Origin of the sequence: Gluconobacter sp., assembly GCF_047722525.1 — a bacterium.
Classification (GTDB): domain Bacteria; phylum Pseudomonadota; class Alphaproteobacteria; order Acetobacterales; family Acetobacteraceae; genus Gluconobacter.
Window position 1 is genome coordinate 156,461 of record NZ_JBDNYY010000001.1, and the last position, 17,524, is coordinate 173,984.

A 17,524-nucleotide genomic window follows, 5' to 3' on the forward strand; every position below is an offset into this window, starting at 1 on the left:
GAGCGGGATCAGTGCCCGGTGCTGCCAAAGCCACCCTGACCACGCGCCGTCTCGTCCAGCGTCTCGACTTCCGTCCAGCGCAGGCGCGAGACCGGGGCCAGCACGCCCTGGGCGATCCGGGTGCCACGCTCGACGGTGAAGGGTTCGGTGCCCGCGTTCATGACGATGATGCGGAGTTCGCCGCGATAATCCTCGTCGATGGTGCCGGGAGAATTGGGGAGTGTGATGCCGTGCTTGAGGGCCAGACCCGAACGCGGGCGCACCTGAAGCTCGTAGGCCGGCGGCAGGGCGATGCACAGTCCGGTGGGCACCAGAACGCGCTCACCCGGAGCGATCGTCATGGGGGCGTCCACAGCCGCAAGGAAATCGAATCCCGCGGCACCGGCAGTGGCATAGGCAGGGAGGGGAAGCCCCTCGGAATGAGGCAGGCGCGTGATGCGCACATCAATCAGGTCTGTCGTCATGACACCTGTCTTATCGCGGATCGTGATGCCTATGAAGACGGATCAGTAAAGAAGGCTGCGATCCGCTGGACGAGTTGCTCCGCAACATCCGTCTTGTCCATTTCCGGCCAGCTCTGAACGCCATTGTCGTCGATCAGGCTAACGGTATTGCGCATGGCACCGAAAACACCCTGACGCACATCATTGGCCACCAGCCAGTCGCATCCCTTGCGAAGACGCTTGGTCCGGGCGTTTTGCAGAACGTCATCCGTCTCAGCCGCAAACCCCACGACGAGACGCGGGCGTTGGGGGGCGCGGCAGAGGGTCGCCAGAATGTCCGGATTTTCCACGAGTTCGAGTCTGGGGGGACCCTCACCGGTCTTTTTGATCTTGCCGGGCGCGAGGTCCTTTGCACGCCAGTCGCTGACCGCTGCCGTACAGACGGCCGCATCGACCGGCAGGGCGGCTTCACAGGCTGCCAGCATTTCACGGGCCGTCTGGACGGAAATACGGTGAACACCTTTCGGCGCAGGGATCGAAACTGGCCCACTGACCAGCGTGACGTCCGCTCCCCGTGCTGCCAGAGCGGCCGCGATGGCATAGCCCTGTCGGCCGGAGGAGTGGTTCGACAGAAAGCGCACGGGATCGAGCGGCTCCACCGTCGGGCCCGCCGTCACCAGAACGCGGCGTCCGGCCAGAGAGCGGTCCGGCGTCAGGATGCGCAGGATGGCGTCGCGGATCACGGAGGGCTCGCTCAGGCGGCCAGCGCCGACTTCTCCGCAGGCCATGCTGCCCACGTCTGGCCCGACGACCGAGACGCCGCGTGCTTCGAGAGCTTTCAGACTGGCCTGCGTCGCGGGGTGTGCCCACATCCGCACATTCATGGCCGGAGCCAGCAGGATGGGAGATGTGGTCGCGAGCAGAAGCGTGGTCGCCAGATCGTCCGCCAGACCATGGGCCATACGCGCCATGATGTTGGCGGTGGCTGGACAGACGACTACGAGATCCGCGCTCCGGGCGAGGGCGATATGGCCGATCTCGCTTTCCTGCGTGGGTTCGAACAGCGCATCATGCACGCGCTCGCCTGCCAGCGTCTCAAGGCTGAGCGGGGTGACGAAGGCCTTGGCGGCCTCGGTCATGACGGGCGTGACGGCAATGCCCTCAGCCCGCAGCAGCCGCACCAGCTCAAGCGCCCGGAACGCCGCGATGCCGCCCGAAACGATCAGCAGGACGCGGCGCATGGTTTACAGACGCCAGCCGGAATGGATGGCGGCAATGCCACCCGACAGGTTGCGGTACTGGACCTGCTCCAGCCCGGCATCGCGCATCATCTGCGCCAGCGTTTCCTGATCCGGGAACATGCGGATGCTTTCGGCGAGATACTGGTAGCTCTCGGCATCCTTGGCGATGATCTGGCCCATTTTCGGCAGGACCTGGAAAGACCACATGTCATAGATGGGTGCGAGGGCTGCGACCTCGACCTGCGAGAACTCCAGGCAGAAGAAGCGCCCACCCGGCTTGAGCACACGACGCGCTTCACGCAGGACGGCCGACTTGTCCGTGCAGTTGCGCAGGCCAAAGGCGATGGTTACGCGGTCAACGGAGCAGTCGGGCAGGGGAATGGCTTCCGCGTCCACAACGCAGACCTCGATCTTGCCGATCAGCCCGGCCTTGATGGCGCGGTCACGCCCGACAGAGAGCATGGCGGCGTTGATGTCGGACAGGATGGCGGGGCCACCGCCGGCACGGAGCCAGCCGAAGGTGATGTCGCCCGTACCACCGGCAAGGTCGAGCAGCTTCATGTTGGGACGCGGATTGAGCATCCCGACAAAGATGCGCTTCCAGACGCGGTGAATCCCCAGCGACATCACGTCATTCATGATGTCGTATTTCCCGGCGACGCTCTCGAACACCTCCCGAACCATCGTTTTCTTCTGGCCGCGCGGAACACTCCGGTAGCCGAAATCGGTGGTGTCCTCGGTCTGGGCGGAGGACTGGAAGGGCGAGGCGTTGTGTTCTGCGCTATCGGTCATGGGGCAATCGATATATCTTTGCGCCCAGCCATGCCAGAGCTTCCAGAAGTCGAAACCGTCATGCGCGGATTTCGTGATGCCTTCGAAGGGCATCGAATCAGCCATGTTTCCGTCAACCGTCCAGACCTTCGATGGCCGTTTCCCGCAGATCTTCGGGAGAAGCTGGAAGGTCGGCACGTTCTCTCATTCCGCAGGCGCGCGAAGTATATTCTCATGCGTCTTGAAGGCGGGTGGAGCATGCTGCTGCACCTGGGCATGTCGGGCCGACTCACGATCAGCAGAGCCGGGATGAACGCGACTCCGCCCGCTCACGAGCATCTGGTTCTTGAAACGGAGAGCGGTGCGCGGGCAGGGCTGGTCGATCCCCGCCGCTTCGGCATGGTCGATCTTGTACGCACCTCCGAAGAAGAGAAGCACCGTCTTCTCGCGCATCTGGGGATGGAGCCGCTTTCCGACGCCATGACCGGCCCTGCACTGGCGGAACTCTTCCGGGGCAGGCGTACGCCGGTCAAATCCGCGCTGCTGGATCAGAAACTGATTGCGGGCCTTGGCAATATCTATGTGTGCGAGGCGCTTTTCCGCTGCGGTATTCATCCCGAACGCGCGGCCTGTACCCTGACGGGCGAAGAGTGTGAAGCGCTCGCAGAGGCCATTCCGCAGATCCTGCAACAGGCCATTGCCTCCGGAGGGTCTTCCCTGCGGGATTATGTGCAGGCTGATGGCACAAAAGGCGGGTTTCAGGACCTGCACCTCGTTTACGGTCGCGAAGGGGCTCCGTGCCCGAACTATGGAACCCACAGCCCGATCCGGCGCATCACCCAGTCGGGCCGTTCCACGTTCTTCTGCCCGACCTGTCAGAAATAGGCATGGCCGCAGGAAGATGCCCCCATCCTGTGTAAAATGTGCAAAACGCTTGACGGGACCCGCCCGGGCGGAGTAGAGGGCGCCAACCATTTACGCGATCAAAACGCAAACTGAACCGAAAGATCCATGGCAAACACAGCTTCTGCCCGCAAGCGTATCCGTCAGAATGAACGTCGCCGTGAGCGCAACATGGCCCGCGTGTCCCGTATGCGCACGTTCATCAAGAAGATCGAACTCGCCATCCAGGCCGGTGACAAGTCCGCTGCAGCCGAGGCCTTCAAGGTTGCACAGCCGGAAATGCAGCGCGCAGCAGGCAAGGGCGTGATTGCCAAGAACACGGTCAGCCGCAAGCTGTCCCGTCTGTCCGCTCGCGTGAAGGCTCTGGCAACCGCCTGAGCTTCACCTTCGGGTCGGAACTGAAGAACGCGCTCCCTTCCAGGAGCGCGTTCTTTTTTGAGCGCCTTTTCTCCTGAACTTCCAGCCCCGGTGGCTTATGGGGAACACCCTCATGAGATCCCGGTGAACCCTTCGTGTTCCAGCTTGCCTCAGGCAGGCCGGGCGCCTATTCTGGGGGTTCGACAAAAAAGTATCGGATGCTCTGGCTTCTCCGGAAATTCGCCAGCTTTTCTGCTGCAGATTTTCTGTCGAGAACACAATCGCCCTGCGCGCAGGGTAACCACAACTGATGCCCGCAGGTGCGGGGATGGATATGAAAGGGGGTACAATGGTGGAAAACGCTCAGTATCTGGACGCCAGCGCCTCCGCCCCCGGTTCGACGACACCGTTGGAGACCGCCTGGGTCCGCGTGCGTGAGAAACTGAAGAGTGAGGTCGGCGAGGTCGAATACCGGACGTGGCTCCGGCAGATCGTTCTGGGGCCGCTCGACGAGGATGAACTGACCCTCTATCTGCCCACGCGCTTCCTGCGCGACTGGGTCCGCAGCCAGTATGAGGAGCGTCTGCAGACACTCTGGCGTGCCGAGCGCGAAGACATCAAGGGCGTGGAACTTCAGGTCAAGCGTGGACTGCCGGAAGTCTCCATGGGCGATGGAGACGAAGCGGAGGAGGGGATCGGGGAAGCCGGCGAAATCGCACCACAGATTGCCGCCCCCGAGAATCGCAGCGATCTGGCTGTTCCGCTTGACCCGCGCTTCACGTTCGACACGTTCATCGTCGGCAAGCCGAACGAATTCGCTTATGCCTGCGCCCGTCGCGTCGCGGAAAAGCCATCGAGCCCCGGCTTCAACCCGCTTTTCCTCTATGGCGGCGTTGGTCTGGGCAAGACCCATCTGATGCACGCCATCGGAACGGAGCTGACACGGACAGGCAAGGTTTCCGTCGCCTATATGTCTGCGGAAAAGTTCATGTACCGCTTCATCGCGGCGATCCGCTCGCAGTCCACGATGGAGTTCAAGGAGCAGCTCCGTTCCGTTGACGTGCTGATGATCGACGATCTGCAGTTCCTGATCGGCAAGGACAATACGCAGGAAGAGTTCTTCCATACGTTCAATGCCCTGGTCGATGCGGGCCGTCAGATCATCGTCAGCGCCGACAAGAGCCCGTCCGACCTGTCGGGCCTCGAAGACCGCCTCCGCACCCGTCTGGGCTGCGGTATGGTCGCCGACATCCACGCCACGACCTTCGAGCTGCGCATCTCCATTCTGGAGGCCAAGGCCAAGGCATCGGGGACGCATGTGCCGTCCAAGGTTCTGGAATATCTCGCCCACAAGATCACGACCAATGTCCGTGAACTCGAAGGCGCGCTGAACCGCCTGATCGCCCATGCTGATCTCGTTGGACGCCCCGTTACGCTCGATACGACGCAGGATGTCCTCAAGGACATGCTGAAAGCGCATGATCGCCGCGTCACGATCGAGGAAATCCAGCGCAAGGTTTCCGAGCACTGGAATATCCGTCTGACGGACATGTCCTCCGCCCGTCGTGCCCGTGCCGTCGCACGCCCGCGGCAGGTGGCCATGTATCTGGCCAAGCAGCTCACGAGCCGCTCGCTTCCGGAAATCGGCCGCAAGTTCGGTAACCGCGATCACACGACCGTCATGCACGCCGTCAACCGCGTGACCGAGCTAATGGATCAGGATACATCCTTCGCCGAGGACGTGGAACTGCTGCGCCGGATGCTGGAAGGCTGACCGGGCAGGACCTCCGATCCCTCTCTTTCCCGAGGGGCGGGGGTCTGCTAGGTTCTCTCAATTAATTCAAGATCTTCGCCGAGGCTCGGAATGAAATTCAAGGTTGACCGTACCCTGCTGCAACGGGCTCTGGCGCATATTCACGGCGTTGCGGAAAAGCGGAATACCATTCCCATTCTGGCCAATGTCCTGATGAGCTATGAAGACGATGTGCTTCGTCTGACAGCGACGGACATGGAGATTGCCGTCGTGGAAGATGTTCCCGCGACTGGCGAGCGTTCCGGTTCCACGACCGTACCGGCTGCGGTGCTCTTCGAAATCGTGCGCAAGCTGCCCGATGGCGTGGCACTGGAATTCGATCACCAAGACAGTGAAGCGCCGCTGGCTCTCCGTGCGGGGCGGTATGCCACCAGCCTGAACGTGCTGCCCGTCGATGATTTTCCGGCCATGGTCGCAGGCGATCTGCCGCATCGCTTCACGATCCCTGCCGCGACTCTTCGTGGCCTGATCGACCGGACCAAGTTCGCCATTTCGAACGAAGAAACCCGCTATTACCTGAACGGCATCTATCTGCACGTTGCGGAAAACGGGTCCGTTCCAATGCTGCGTGCGGTTGCCACCGATGGCCACCGTCTGGCCCGGGTCGAGACGGATCTTCCCGAAGGTGCGCGCGGCATGCCGGGCGTCATCATTCCGCGCAAGACTGTCAACGAACTGCGCAAGCTTCTTGATGAAGGCGCGGCGGATCTGGAAGTCTCCCTGTCCGACACGCGGATCCAGTTTCAGGCCGGCCCCGTCCTTCTGACCTCCAAGCTGATCGACGGAACTTTCCCGGAATATGAGCGCGTCATTCCCAAGGGCAATGATCGTATCCTGCGCGTCGGAAAGCGCGATTTCGCTGCTGCCGTAGGTCGCGTCGCAGCCATCAGCCAGGAACGTTCGCGCCCGGTCAAGCTGTCCGTTACGCACAACATGCTGAACCTCTCCGCCACCAGTCCCGATCAGGGCGTGGCACATGAGGAACTGGACGAAAACACCGTCACCTACGATGCCCCTCCGATCGAAATCGGCTTTCAGGCCCGCTACCTGACAGACATCACCGATCAGATCGACGTGGAAGTGGAGTTCGCGTTTTCTGACAGCTCCGCCCCGACCGTCGTTCGTGACACGGCATCGCCTTCGGCGCTGTATGTCCTGATGCCCATGCGGGTCTGAACACGAGCCACGATTGAAACTGACCCGGCTCGCGCTGACGGATTTCCGGAACTACACCCATACTGTCTGGACACCGGATGCTTCCATTCTGGTTCTGACGGGGGATAATGGCTCCGGAAAAACCAATCTGCTCGAAGCCGTTTCCCTTCTGGCCCCGGGCCGGGGGCTTCGGGGGGCTTCGCTCCCCGCACTCTGTCGCAATGGCGCCGAGCACTGGGGCGTTGCAGCAACGCTCCGGTCAGGGCTGGATGAGTTCCGGATCGGAACCGGTAGCGACCTGACCCAGAAGCAGCGCCGGACCTTTCGTCTTGATGGCGAAAATGTCCGCTCCCAGTCCGCAATCGGGCAGAAATTTTCCTGCGTGTGGCTGACCCCGCAGATGGACCGGCTTTTTCAGGAAGGCTCCAGCGGCCGACGCCGTTTTCTGGACCGGCTGGTCATGGCACTGTCTCCCGATCACGGACGCCAGATTGCGGCCCATGACCGATCGGTGGTGAGCCGCAACCGGATCCTGGCCGAACGTCCCGCCGAAACCGCCTGGCTCGCGTCCATAGAAGATTCCATCGCCCGCCATGCGGTTGCGGCTTCGGCTGCACGGCTCGCCCTCATTGAGAGCATGAACAGACATCCTTTTGAAAATGAGGGATTTTCTTCCAGCACGCTTCATCTGGACTGTGTCATTTCCAGCCGCCTTGCCATTCATTCGGCTCTGGAAGTCGAAGACTGGATCAGGGACAGTCTGCAACAGACCCGCAGTGAGGATCGCCATCGCTCGACGACGTCGGTTGGCGCCCATCGGGCCGATTTCACGCTCTCGGATACCGCAACGGGACGGTCTGCCGAACTGTCGAGCAGCGGGCAGCAGAAAGTCATGCTGACCGGTACGATACTGTCCCATGCGCGACTGATGACACAGGAACGGGGGCATGCTCCGGCCATCCTGCTTGATGAGCCCCTTCTTCATCTGGACGAGAAGAGACGTTGTGCCCTCCTTGGCAGTCTCGAAGGACTACAGGCGCCCGTCCTGATTACCGGCACGGATATCGAACCGTTCTCGCCTCTGGCGGGGCGTGCCCAGTTTTTTTCCGTCAGGAACGGCACCATATCTCCGTCCTGACACAGCGCCGCCGCTGGCCTAACCCGACGGCGCAGGTTATACTGACCCAACAGTTTTTCAGAGTACCACGGAGACCGTCACGCGCATGTCAGAGACCCAGAACCAGCCCGAGATTCCAGGCGCAGACGGTGAAGATTACGGCGCTTCCTCCATCTCGGTACTGAAGGGACTGGATGCCGTCCGCAAACGTCCGGGCATGTATATCGGCGATACCGACGACGGTTCGGGTCTGCATCACATGGTCTTCGAGATCATTGATAATGCGGTGGATGAAGCGCAGGCCGGTCACGCCACGTACTGCATCCTGACCCTGAACGGGGACGGCTCCGTCTCGGTGCGGGACAATGGGCGCGGCATCCCGACGGACCTTCACCCCGAGGAAGGCATCAGCGCAGCCGAAGTCGTGCTGACCAAGCTCCATGCCGGCGGCAAGTTCAACCAGAATTCCTACAAGGTTTCCGGCGGTCTGCATGGCGTGGGTGCGGCTGTGGTCAACGCCCTGTCCGAATGGATGGAAGTGCTCATCTGGCGCAACGGACTGGAGCACAAGATCCGCTTCCAGCACGGTGAGCGCGACGAAGCCCTTCATGTCATCGGGCCGTCCACCGAAGACCGCGGCACTCTGGTCACGTTCAAGCCCAGCAAGCAGACCTTCACGAAGGTCGATTTCGATCTTTCCATTTTGGAACGCCGTGTCCGCGAGCTCGCATTCCTGAACTCTGGCATGCTGATCATCCTGCGTGACGAGCGTCATGCGGAGCCGAAGGAACTGCGCTTCCACTATGATGGCGGTCTGAGCGCATTCGCGGAATGGCTTGATTCTTCAAAAACTTCCATCGTCACTCCGCCGATCACGGGAGAGATCGACAATCCCGAAAGCGGTATCCGTGTCGAGTTCGCGCTGACCTGGAATGACAGCTATCACGAGACGATGCTGTGCTTCACCAACAACATCCCGCAGCGGGATGGTGGCACGCATCTGGCCGGTTTCCGTCAGGCCCTGACGCGCGTTGTGGGCAAATATGCGGAAGGTGTCGCCAAGCGGGAGGCGGGATCGTTGACGGGTGAGGACATGCGTGAAGGCATGACTGCAGTCCTGTCCGTGAAGGTGCCGGATCCCAAGTTCTCTTCCCAGACGAAGGACAAGCTCGTCTCGTCCGAAGTCCAGCCGGTCGTTCACGCTGCCGCTTCCGATGCGATTTCCCACTGGTTTGAGACGCACCCCAAGGAAGCCAAGGCCATCGTCGCCAAGATCATCGATGCCGCCAGCGCCCGTGAGGCTGCCCGTCGTGCGCGGGAGCTCACACGCCGCAAGGGCGTGCTGGATGTTTCGTCGCTTCCGGGCAAGCTTGCTGACTGTCAGGAACGCGATGCCTCCAAGGCCGAAATTTTCATCGTTGAGGGTGACTCTGCAGGTGGTACGGCGAAGCAGGGACGCGACCGACGCTTCCAGGCTATCTTGCCGCTGCGTGGCAAGATCCTGAACGTCGAGCGCGCCCGTTTCGACCGGATGCTGGGTTCAGCCGAAATCGGCACTCTGATCACCGCACTCGGCACCGGAATCGGTCGGGGTGAAGTCGATCAGGGCGGTTTCTCGGCTGAAAAGCTGCGCTACCACAAGATCGTCATCATGACCGATGCAGACGTCGACGGCTCGCATATCCGGACGCTGCTGCTGACGTTCTTCTTCCGTCAGATGCCGGAGCTGATCGAGCAGGGCTATCTCTATATTGCCCAGCCGCCGCTCTATCGCGCCAAGCGCGGTCAGGAAGAGCGTTATCTCAAGGATGATGCTGCTCTTGAGCAGTATCTTCTGGACAAGGCCCTGGCGAATGCTTCCCTGCGCTTTGCGGATGGTCGTGAGCTGACAGGCGAACCTCTGGCCGAAGAAATCACGTTCATGTCTGCTGCAGCTCGTCGCCTGCAGAGCATTGCCTCCAAAGTTCCGGTGTGGGTCATGGAGCAGGCCGCCATTTCGGGTGTGCTCGACAGCGATATCGCGGTCGCAACATCGCGGATGGCTGACTTCCAGCAACGTCTTGACGGTGCTTCACTGCCCAACGAGCGCGGCTGGAAAGTCTCGATTTCGGAGACTGGTCTGGAATGTGCCCGCTCTGTCCGTGGGGTGGGCGAGGTCTACCGGATCGAACCGTCGCTTCTGCGCTCGGCGGAGGCCCGCTGGCTGGTTTCGGAGTGGGAGCGTCTGGCCCGCGACTTTGCAAAGCCCGTCACGCTCACGCTCGACCCCACGGCTTATGAACTGTTCGGACCGGCAGCCGTCATGGAGCGCATCCTGCTTCAGGGTCGCCGCGGCCTGACCATCAACCGGTTCAAGGGCCTGGGCGAAATGAACGACGAGCAGCTGTGGCACACCACGCTTGATCCGGCGACCCGTACCCTGCTTCAGGTCCGGGTCGGGGATGTGGAAGATGCCGGGCAGGTCTTTTCGACACTGATGGGCGACGTTGTGGAACCCCGCAGGGACTTCATCGTCGGGAATGCCCTGAAAGTTGCCAATCTTGACGTTTAAGGCTCTTGCTGCTGGGGCGGCGCTTGTCCTGATGGCCGGACTGGGCTGTGGGCCGGCCCGCGCCGAAGGGCAGGTCAATGCCTCATATGCCGTTTACCTCAAGGGTTTTCATGTCCTGAACGCTCAGGCCTCTTATCAGGTTCAGCCCTGGGGGTATGGGGGCAGCACGCAGATCAAGCCGGCGGGTCTGATCCGCTGGTTCGTGACGATGGACGTAATCTCGCGCGTTCAGGGGCACTTTGCGCCCGACGGTAATGTGCAGCCGGTCCTGTTTGACAGTGGTGGCATTTCCCGTGGCAAGCACCGGCATGTTCGGCTGGAGTTTTCGAACGATACGCCCCGGGTCACGGATCTGCAGCCCCCTGAAAATGACCGGGAGCCCATTCCTGAAAGCTCTCTGCCACATACGGTCGATACCCTGAGCGGTATGGCACATCTGCTGCACTCGCTTGCGACAACAGGAAAATGCGACGGATCCCAGATTGTTTTCGACGGGATCCGGCTGAGCGAAATGGTCGTTCATGGCCCCGTCATGACGGATATTCCACAGGGGCAGGACGAGGCCTATTCCGGGCAGGCGCTGCGCTGCGATTTCATCGGCCGCCAGCTTGCCGGGTTCGTGAAGGATTCCCCGAACAGGGCGAAACTGGCCTCTCCCCAGCCGGGAGCGGTCTGGCTCAGAAAGATCGATGGTCTGGGACTGGTTCCGGTCCGGATCGAGTTCAATCACCCCAAGCTGGGACGTGTTCTGGTCGTCATGCAGCATCCCGTGACTCCGTGAACAGAGTATTCGAACGCCTTGCAATAATTGGCAATTCGAAGTGATGACACAGTCTGCGGGCTCCGTTTGACGCGGACCCGCGGTTTGGATACCCCGGGCAGGACATGACCGACAGCACCCCTCGCACCACTGCCATCATCCTTGCAGCCGGCCTCGGCACACGCATGAAGTCCCGTCTGCCAAAGGCGCTCCATCGTCTGGGGAACCAGCCGATGATCAACCATCTCATCGCAACCGCTCGGCAGGTCTTTGATGATGTGGTCGTCGTCACGGGGCCGGACATGCCGGAACTTGAAAAGGCCGTCCGTCCGTTCAGGGCCGTCACACAGGTCGAGCGGCTTGGAACGGCCCATGCTGCCAATACGGCACGGGATCTGTTTGGAAATGGCGATGTGGCCATCCTCTACGCTGACAATCCACTGATCACGGCAGACACGATGCAGCGCCTGCTTGAGGCGCGCAGGCAGGGGGCCAGTCTGGCGCTTCTGGGGATGCGACCAGCAGAACCGGGGCGTTATGGCCGGATTGTCGAGGACCACGGCAGGGTCGTGAAAATCGTCGAGTTCAAGGATGCCACGGAAGAAGAACGCCGGATCACGCTCTGCAATGCGGGGGTCATGTGTGCGGGTGCGGACGACTTCCGGACCTGGCTTGCCAATGTTCGCGATGACAACGCACAGGGCGAATATTACCTGACGGACGTTGTCGAAATGGCTGCGAAAGCCGGACCGGTCATTTGCGTGGAAGCGCCGGAAGCTGAACTGGCCGGGGTCAATTCCCGCTCCGAACTGGCGCGCGCCGAGGCGACCCTTCAGACCCGGCTGCGAAATGCAGCCATGGATGCCGGTGTCACGCTTGTCGCGCCCGAGAGCGTATTCCTCAGTACCGATACCGTTCTTGAAGCCGATGTGACGGTCGAACCGAATGTTTTTTTCGGTCCCGGCGTGACTGTCCGGTCAGGAGCCCTCATTCGTGCGTTTTCACACCTTGAAGGGTGTGAAGTTGGTGAAGGCGCCATGATCGGGCCCTATGCCCGACTGCGCCCTGGCACACTCTGCGCCGCACACACGCATGTCGGCAATTTCGTTGAACTCAAGAATGTGGAACTGGGTGAGGGCGCCAAGGCCAATCATCTGACCTATCTGGGGGATGCATCCGTCGGTGCAGGCACGAATGTCGGAGCGGGGACAATCACCTGCAATTACGATGGCGTGTTCAAACACCGGACCATGATCGGCGAGCGCGTTTTTGTTGGCTCGGATTCCATTCTCGTAGCTCCCGTAAGCATCGGAGACGATGCCCTTATTGCGGCCGGGAGCGTCATTACTCATGACGTTCCTGCGGGTGATCTGGCTCTGGGCCGGGCAAGGCAGACGCTGAAAAGCGGACGGGGCCTTCAGATCAAACAGTCTCTCAAAGCTCGGAAGGAACAGGGCTGATGTGCGGTATCTGCGGTATTGTTGGACACCAGCCTGCCAGTCCGATTGCGTTCGAGGCGTTACGACGGCTTGAATATCGTGGATATGATTCGGCCGGGATCGCCACGCTGACGGCCTCTGGCGATATCGAACGCCGCCGCGCAGCCGGCAAGCTCGACAATCTGGAGCATGTTCTAAAAGAGCATCCGCTGCCAGGCACGACTGGCATCGGCCATACGCGGTGGGCCACGCATGGCGCGCCGACGGAAAATAATGCCCATCCGCATGAAGCAGGCCGCGTGGCGATTGTCCATAACGGGATCATCGAGAACTTTGCCGAGCTCAAGAAAAAGCTTGAGGCGAAGGGACGTGTTTTCCGGACCGAGACGGACTCAGAAACCGTCGCCCATCTGGTCGATGACTATCTGGGACAGGGGCTGGCGCCCCGGGATGCAGCTTTTGCCGCGATCAGGCGTCTGGAAGGGGCCTATGCCATCGCCATGATCTTCAAGGATCATGAAGGTCTGCTGATCGGCGCGCGCCATGGCGCTCCTCTGGCGGTTGGCTATGGCAATGGTGAAATGTTCCTCGGGTCCGACAGCATTGCGCTGGCCCCGATGGCCCGCAAGATGACCTATCTGGAAGACGGCGACTGGTGCGAGCTTACCCCCGGACATGTCACGATTTTCGATATGACCGGGGCCGAAGTCAGCCGCCCGGTTCAGGATCTCACCTTCATGGCGGGGCAGGTCGGCAAGGACGGCTACCGGCATTACATGGAGAAGGAACTCCATGAGCATCCGGTTGCGATCGGGCAGACACTGAAACGGATCACGGACCCGGCCTCAAAACGCATCGCCCTGCCAGAGATGCCTTTCGATCCGGCAGAGGTGCCCCGCATCACGATCACGGCCTGCGGATCCGCCTATTACGCCGGCATGGTTGGCCGGTACTGGCTGGAATCCCTGGCGCGTATTCCGGTGGAAATCGATGTCGCGTCCGAGATGCGCTACCGCGAGCCTCCCCAGCCCGACAAGGGCGTGGCGCTGCTGATTTCCCAGTCCGGCGAAACTGCCGATACGCTTGGGGTTCTTCGGAGCCTGAAGAAGGCCGGACAGAGCATTGTTTCGGTTCTGAATGTCGAACATTCGACGATGGGACGTGAGAGTGATCTTGTGCTTGGTATGGATGCCGGGCCGGAAATCTCGGTTGCTTCCACCAAAGCCTTCACCGCCCAGCTCTCCGTGCTGGCTGCGCTGGCGATTGAATTTGCCCGTGCCCGTGGCACCATGGATCAGGCGCGCGAAGAACGTCTGACGGCCAGTCTGCTGGATCTGCCGTCCCGGGCGGCGGAAGTCTTCACGCGCACCAAAGATATTCAGGCGATGGCGGCTGTTGTCGCCCAAGCCCGGGATGTCCTGTATCTGGGCCGTGGCATCTGCACTCCGATCGCTTTTGAAGGTGCCTTAAAATTAAAGGAAATCAGCTACATCCACGCAGAAGCTTATGCTGCGGGTGAACTGAAGCATGGCCCTATCAGCCTGATCGACCAGACCGTTCCGGTTGTCGCCATCGCGCCGTCCACGATCCTGTTCGACAAGACTTTGTCCAATCTTCAGGAAGCAAAGGCACGCGGCGGACGCATCCTTGCCTTTACGGATGCCGAAGGGGCGAAGCGGCTTGAAGGCGTGGCGGAGCAGGTTGTCATCATGCCGGACGTGGATGCTTTCGTGGCTCCGATCCTCTACGCCATTCCTGTTCAGATGCTGGCCTATGAAGTCGCCCTGCTGAAAGGCACGGATGTGGACCAGCCCCGCAACCTTGCCAAATCCGTCACGGTGGAATGAAGGATTTTCCTATAGGAGGAAATCTTTTGCATACATTATAACAGCATTGAGAATAACATGCTGAAGGAGACGCAAAGATGGGTGGAGACGCAATATCCGGAACACTGACCGGAAATTCAGGCCTCTCTCCCAGCGCCTCCGAAATTGCCGTGCGTGAAGCTTTTGTCAGACGACTGGACGAGCAGGGCTTTGAAGGTGATATCGGGCTTCAGGTTTCTTCCCGTCTGGTCTCTTCCACCGATAACAGCATCTATCAGCGCCTTCCGGCCGCTGTCCTTCATCCACGCACGGGCGAGGATCTCAACCGGGCCGTCCGTGCCGCCGCTGATGGCCAGTTGACCCTTGCGATCCGGGGTGGTGGAACGGGGACCAATGGTCAGTCCCTGACGGACGGCGTGGTGGTTGATGTCTCGCGCCATCTGGACCGGATTCTGGATTTCGATGCTGCGGCAGGGACCGTCACGGTCGAACCGGGCGTCATTCTCGCGCGTCTCAATGCCTTCCTGAAACCTCACGGATTTTTCTTTCCTCCTTCCGTCTCGACAGCCACCAGAGCCACGATCGGTGGCATGATTGCAACCGATGCCTCCGGGAAGGGCTCGCGTATCTATGGCCGGACGTCCGATTACATCGAGACGATGGACGTTGTACTGGCGGACGGAAGTGATCTGCAGGTTGGTCACCTGACGGCTGCACAACTGAAAAATGCGATGGACGGGACGGGGCTGGCAGCGCGGGCGTACCGTGAAGTCCACCGCGTCGTCACCGGGCAGGCGGACGAGATCCGCCGCGTCTTTCCGGACATGAACCGCGGTCTGACGGGGTACAATCTCCAGAATGTCCTGCTTGAGGACGGGAGCTTTCATCTCGCCCGGCTTCTGGCGGGATCGGAAGGCACTCTGGCCCTGACCAAAAAGGTCGTCCTGCGCGTCAAACGACTACCCAAATACCGACAACTCATCGTTGTCCGCTATGCCAGTTTCAATGACACCCTGCGGGACGTTCAGACACTTCTCCCCGCCGATCCATCGGCGGTGGAAGTCCTGGATGATCGTGTTCTCGCCAAAGCCCAGCAGGACGTGACCTGGCACGCGCTGGAACGCGTCCTCGGCAACAGATCCGCACTCCCGGTCAAGGGAATGAGCTTCGTCGAGTTCGTGGGGGACGATCTGGAGGTCCTTCAGGCCCAGATGGTTCAGGCGGTTAATCTTCTTGAGAACTCTCCCCACCAACCAATTGATCATAAAGCAGTTTCAGATCCGGGGGTCATTGCGAACCTCTGGACGCTACGGGAAAAATCCGTCGGATTGCTGGGGCGCCCGGATGGCCACCGGCAGGGTGTGCCTTTCGTAGAGGACACTGCCGTTCCTCCGGACGTCCTGCCTGAATATGTCAGGGAGTTCCGGGATATTCTTGATGGTTACGGACTGTCTTACGGCATGTTCGGTCATGCCGACGTTGGCTGTCTGCACGTCCGGCCTTTTCTGGACATGCTCACTCCAGAAGACCGCGCGCTGATCCGTCCGATTTCGGACGCCGTTGCCAACCTGACGAAGCGCCATGGGGGTCTGCTCTGGGGAGAACATGGGCGCGGTTTTCGCGGCGAGTTCTCGCCGCTGTTCTTTGGTGAGACGCTGTTCGCGGAACTCTGCCGGATCAAGGATGTCTTTGATCCCAAAGATATTTTCAACCGCGGCAAGCTGGCTCCCGGCGGGGCGGGTTTTCCCGTGGACCGGATCGATGGCATCCCGTTCAAGGGTGGTTTCGACGAGGATATCGCGCCTGCACTGCGTGAGCCTTACGCGCTGTCGGTGAGTTGCAACGGAAACGGGGCCTGCTTCAACCGTGAGCCGGACATGGCCATGTGCCCGTCTTACAAAGCCACGAAGGACAGGTCACAGTCTCCCAAAGGCCGCGCACTGCTGATCCGGAGCTGGGCCAGACTGCGCTCCCTCCCAGAAGAGGCTCCCGACCGGGGAATGCTGGCGGCCCTGACGGACGAACTCAAGGCCTCGCTGGACACCTGCCTGTCCTGCAAGGCCTGTGCGACCCAGTGCCCGATCCGCGTGGACATCCCCTCCATGCGCTCGAAGTTCCTTGCCAGCTATTTCCGCCATCATCGCAGGCCCGTCCGGGATTATCTTGTCTACTGGCTGGAGCCGCTTCTGGCCGCGGGCCGGACGGTCCCCGCCCTGAGCAATCTCCTGATGCATAATCCGATCTCGCAGGCGGTTCTGTCCCGGATCGGACTTGTGGATCTCCCGCGCCTTCGCCCGGCACATCTGGACGCTGGCAGTCGGGTCAGTCGGTCATGGCTGCGTCGCAACCGTGGCAATCCTCGCGCGGTCGTCCTGATGCAGGATTCCTTTACCGGGAGTTTCGATGGAGGCCTTGTCGAGAAGGTTCATGCGCTCCTCACGACCCTCGGGCTGGAGGTGAAGGTCACACCCGTCTGGGACAACGGCAAGGCCCGTCACGTTCTGGGGTTTCGCAGGGGCTTCGGGATGACGGCCCGGCAGACACTGCGCAACCTGCGGACACTGGCAGCGTTCGATATTCCGGTTGTTTCGCTGGATGCCGCGACAGGACTCATGTTCACGCAGGAATACCGGGAGATCGCGGGAGACAAGCCCATCCCGGCCGTTATTCCGCTGGAGACCTTCCTGCGCAGGCAGATAGAGCAGGGGACGTTGCACACGCGCCAGACCGCGAGCGCGGCCCCTTCCATGACCGTCATTTCCCATTGTACGGAGCAGGCTGCGCGGCCGGAGAGCGCCGGAGACTGGGCCTTTATCCTGAGCCATTTCGGAGTTCAGGTCACAGCGGGAAAAGCGGGATGCTGCGGTATGGCGGGGCTCTTCGGGCACCAGAAGGAGCAGTCTGGCCTGTCACGGCAGATTTTCGATCAGAACTGGGCCGCGAAGGTTAGGACGCCTGTTCTTGCCACCGGGTTCTCATGCCGCTGCCAGACCGAGCGTATGGCCGGGTACCGTCCTGCTCATCCAGCGGAGGCCCTGATCTCAGCCCTGCAGGAACGGTCCTGAAAACAGGGCGTTGATATAAGGTGCCGTCCCTCTGGACGCACCTGGTCCAAGCTGTAACAGTGTTGCCCCGTCTGATGAGGCAC

13 protein-coding genes are annotated in these 17,524 nt (G+C 61.0%); 10 read left to right on the forward strand and 3 right to left on the reverse strand.

Translation table 11 applies throughout. From position 1 onward, the window contains the following. Nucleotides 1-8: 8 nt before the first annotated feature. From dut to ABF859_RS00785, 3 genes are read right to left on the reverse strand one after another with little or no spacing between them, the layout of a single operon-like run. Nucleotides 9-464, reverse strand: coding sequence for a dUTP diphosphatase (gene dut / locus ABF859_RS00775; RefSeq protein ID WP_415525208.1), 456 nt, complete (start codon nucleotides 462-464; stop codon nucleotides 9-11). A gap of 29 nt (nucleotides 465-493) precedes the next feature. Continuing rightward, a complete protein-coding gene (gene coaBC, locus ABF859_RS00780) occupies nucleotides 494-1,684 on the reverse strand; it encodes a bifunctional phosphopantothenoylcysteine decarboxylase/phosphopantothenate--cysteine ligase CoaBC (protein WP_415525210.1) in 1,191 nt (396 codons plus the stop codon). Nucleotides 1,685-1,687: 3 nt separating this feature from the next. After that, nucleotides 1,688-2,476 (reverse strand): class I SAM-dependent methyltransferase, encoded by a 789-nt coding sequence (locus ABF859_RS00785; RefSeq protein WP_415525212.1) that lies wholly within the window; start codon nucleotides 2,474-2,476, stop codon nucleotides 1,688-1,690. Between the two features lie 30 nt (nucleotides 2,477-2,506). On the opposite strand from ABF859_RS00785, the gene mutM reads away from it, so the two are divergent. From mutM to ABF859_RS00835, 10 genes are all read left to right on the forward strand, one after another. After that, nucleotides 2,507-3,340: a bifunctional DNA-formamidopyrimidine glycosylase/DNA-(apurinic or apyrimidinic site) lyase gene (gene mutM, locus ABF859_RS00790; RefSeq protein WP_415525214.1), complete on the forward strand. Its 834-nt coding sequence runs from the start codon at nucleotides 2,507-2,509 to the stop codon at nucleotides 3,338-3,340. Nucleotides 3,341-3,466: 126 nt separating this feature from the next. Next, a complete protein-coding gene (gene rpsT, locus ABF859_RS00795; RefSeq protein WP_415525215.1) occupies nucleotides 3,467-3,736 on the forward strand; it encodes a 30S ribosomal protein S20 in 270 nt (89 codons plus the stop codon). Nucleotides 3,737-4,049: 313 nt separating this feature from the next. Continuing rightward, the gene (gene dnaA / locus ABF859_RS00800; RefSeq protein WP_415525217.1) at nucleotides 4,050-5,489 is read left to right on the forward strand and encodes a chromosomal replication initiator protein DnaA; all 1,440 of its coding nucleotides are present in this window, start codon (nucleotides 4,050-4,052) and stop codon (nucleotides 5,487-5,489) included. 90 nt (nucleotides 5,490-5,579) lie between these two features. Further along, nucleotides 5,580-6,704 (forward strand): DNA polymerase III subunit beta, encoded by a 1,125-nt coding sequence (gene dnaN, locus ABF859_RS00805; protein WP_415525219.1) that lies wholly within the window; start codon nucleotides 5,580-5,582, stop codon nucleotides 6,702-6,704. Between the two features lie 13 nt (nucleotides 6,705-6,717). Continuing rightward, nucleotides 6,718-7,821, forward strand: coding sequence for a DNA replication/repair protein RecF (gene recF, locus ABF859_RS00810; RefSeq protein ID WP_415525221.1), 1,104 nt, complete (start codon nucleotides 6,718-6,720; stop codon nucleotides 7,819-7,821). 85 nt (nucleotides 7,822-7,906) lie between these two features. Continuing rightward, a complete protein-coding gene (gene gyrB, locus ABF859_RS00815; protein ID WP_415525223.1) occupies nucleotides 7,907-10,351 on the forward strand; it encodes a DNA topoisomerase (ATP-hydrolyzing) subunit B in 2,445 nt (814 codons plus the stop codon). After that, nucleotides 10,341-11,132, forward strand: coding sequence for a DUF3108 domain-containing protein (locus tag ABF859_RS00820; RefSeq protein ID WP_415525225.1), 792 nt, complete (start codon nucleotides 10,341-10,343; stop codon nucleotides 11,130-11,132). The genes gyrB and ABF859_RS00820 overlap by 11 nt, the downstream gene beginning before the upstream one ends. A 104-nt stretch (nucleotides 11,133-11,236) precedes the next feature. Continuing rightward, on the forward strand, nucleotides 11,237-12,571 hold the full coding sequence (glmU, locus tag ABF859_RS00825; protein WP_415525227.1) for a bifunctional UDP-N-acetylglucosamine diphosphorylase/glucosamine-1-phosphate N-acetyltransferase GlmU: 1,335 nt from the start codon (nucleotides 11,237-11,239) through the stop codon (nucleotides 12,569-12,571). Further along, nucleotides 12,571-14,397, forward strand: coding sequence for a glutamine--fructose-6-phosphate transaminase (isomerizing) (gene glmS / locus ABF859_RS00830; RefSeq protein WP_415525229.1), 1,827 nt, complete (start codon nucleotides 12,571-12,573; stop codon nucleotides 14,395-14,397). The genes glmU and glmS overlap by 1 nt, the downstream gene beginning before the upstream one ends. 77 nt (nucleotides 14,398-14,474) lie before the next feature. Further along, nucleotides 14,475-17,441, forward strand: coding sequence for an FAD-binding and (Fe-S)-binding domain-containing protein (locus ABF859_RS00835; protein ID WP_415525231.1), 2,967 nt, complete (start codon nucleotides 14,475-14,477; stop codon nucleotides 17,439-17,441). Nucleotides 17,442-17,524 lie beyond the last annotated feature (83 nt).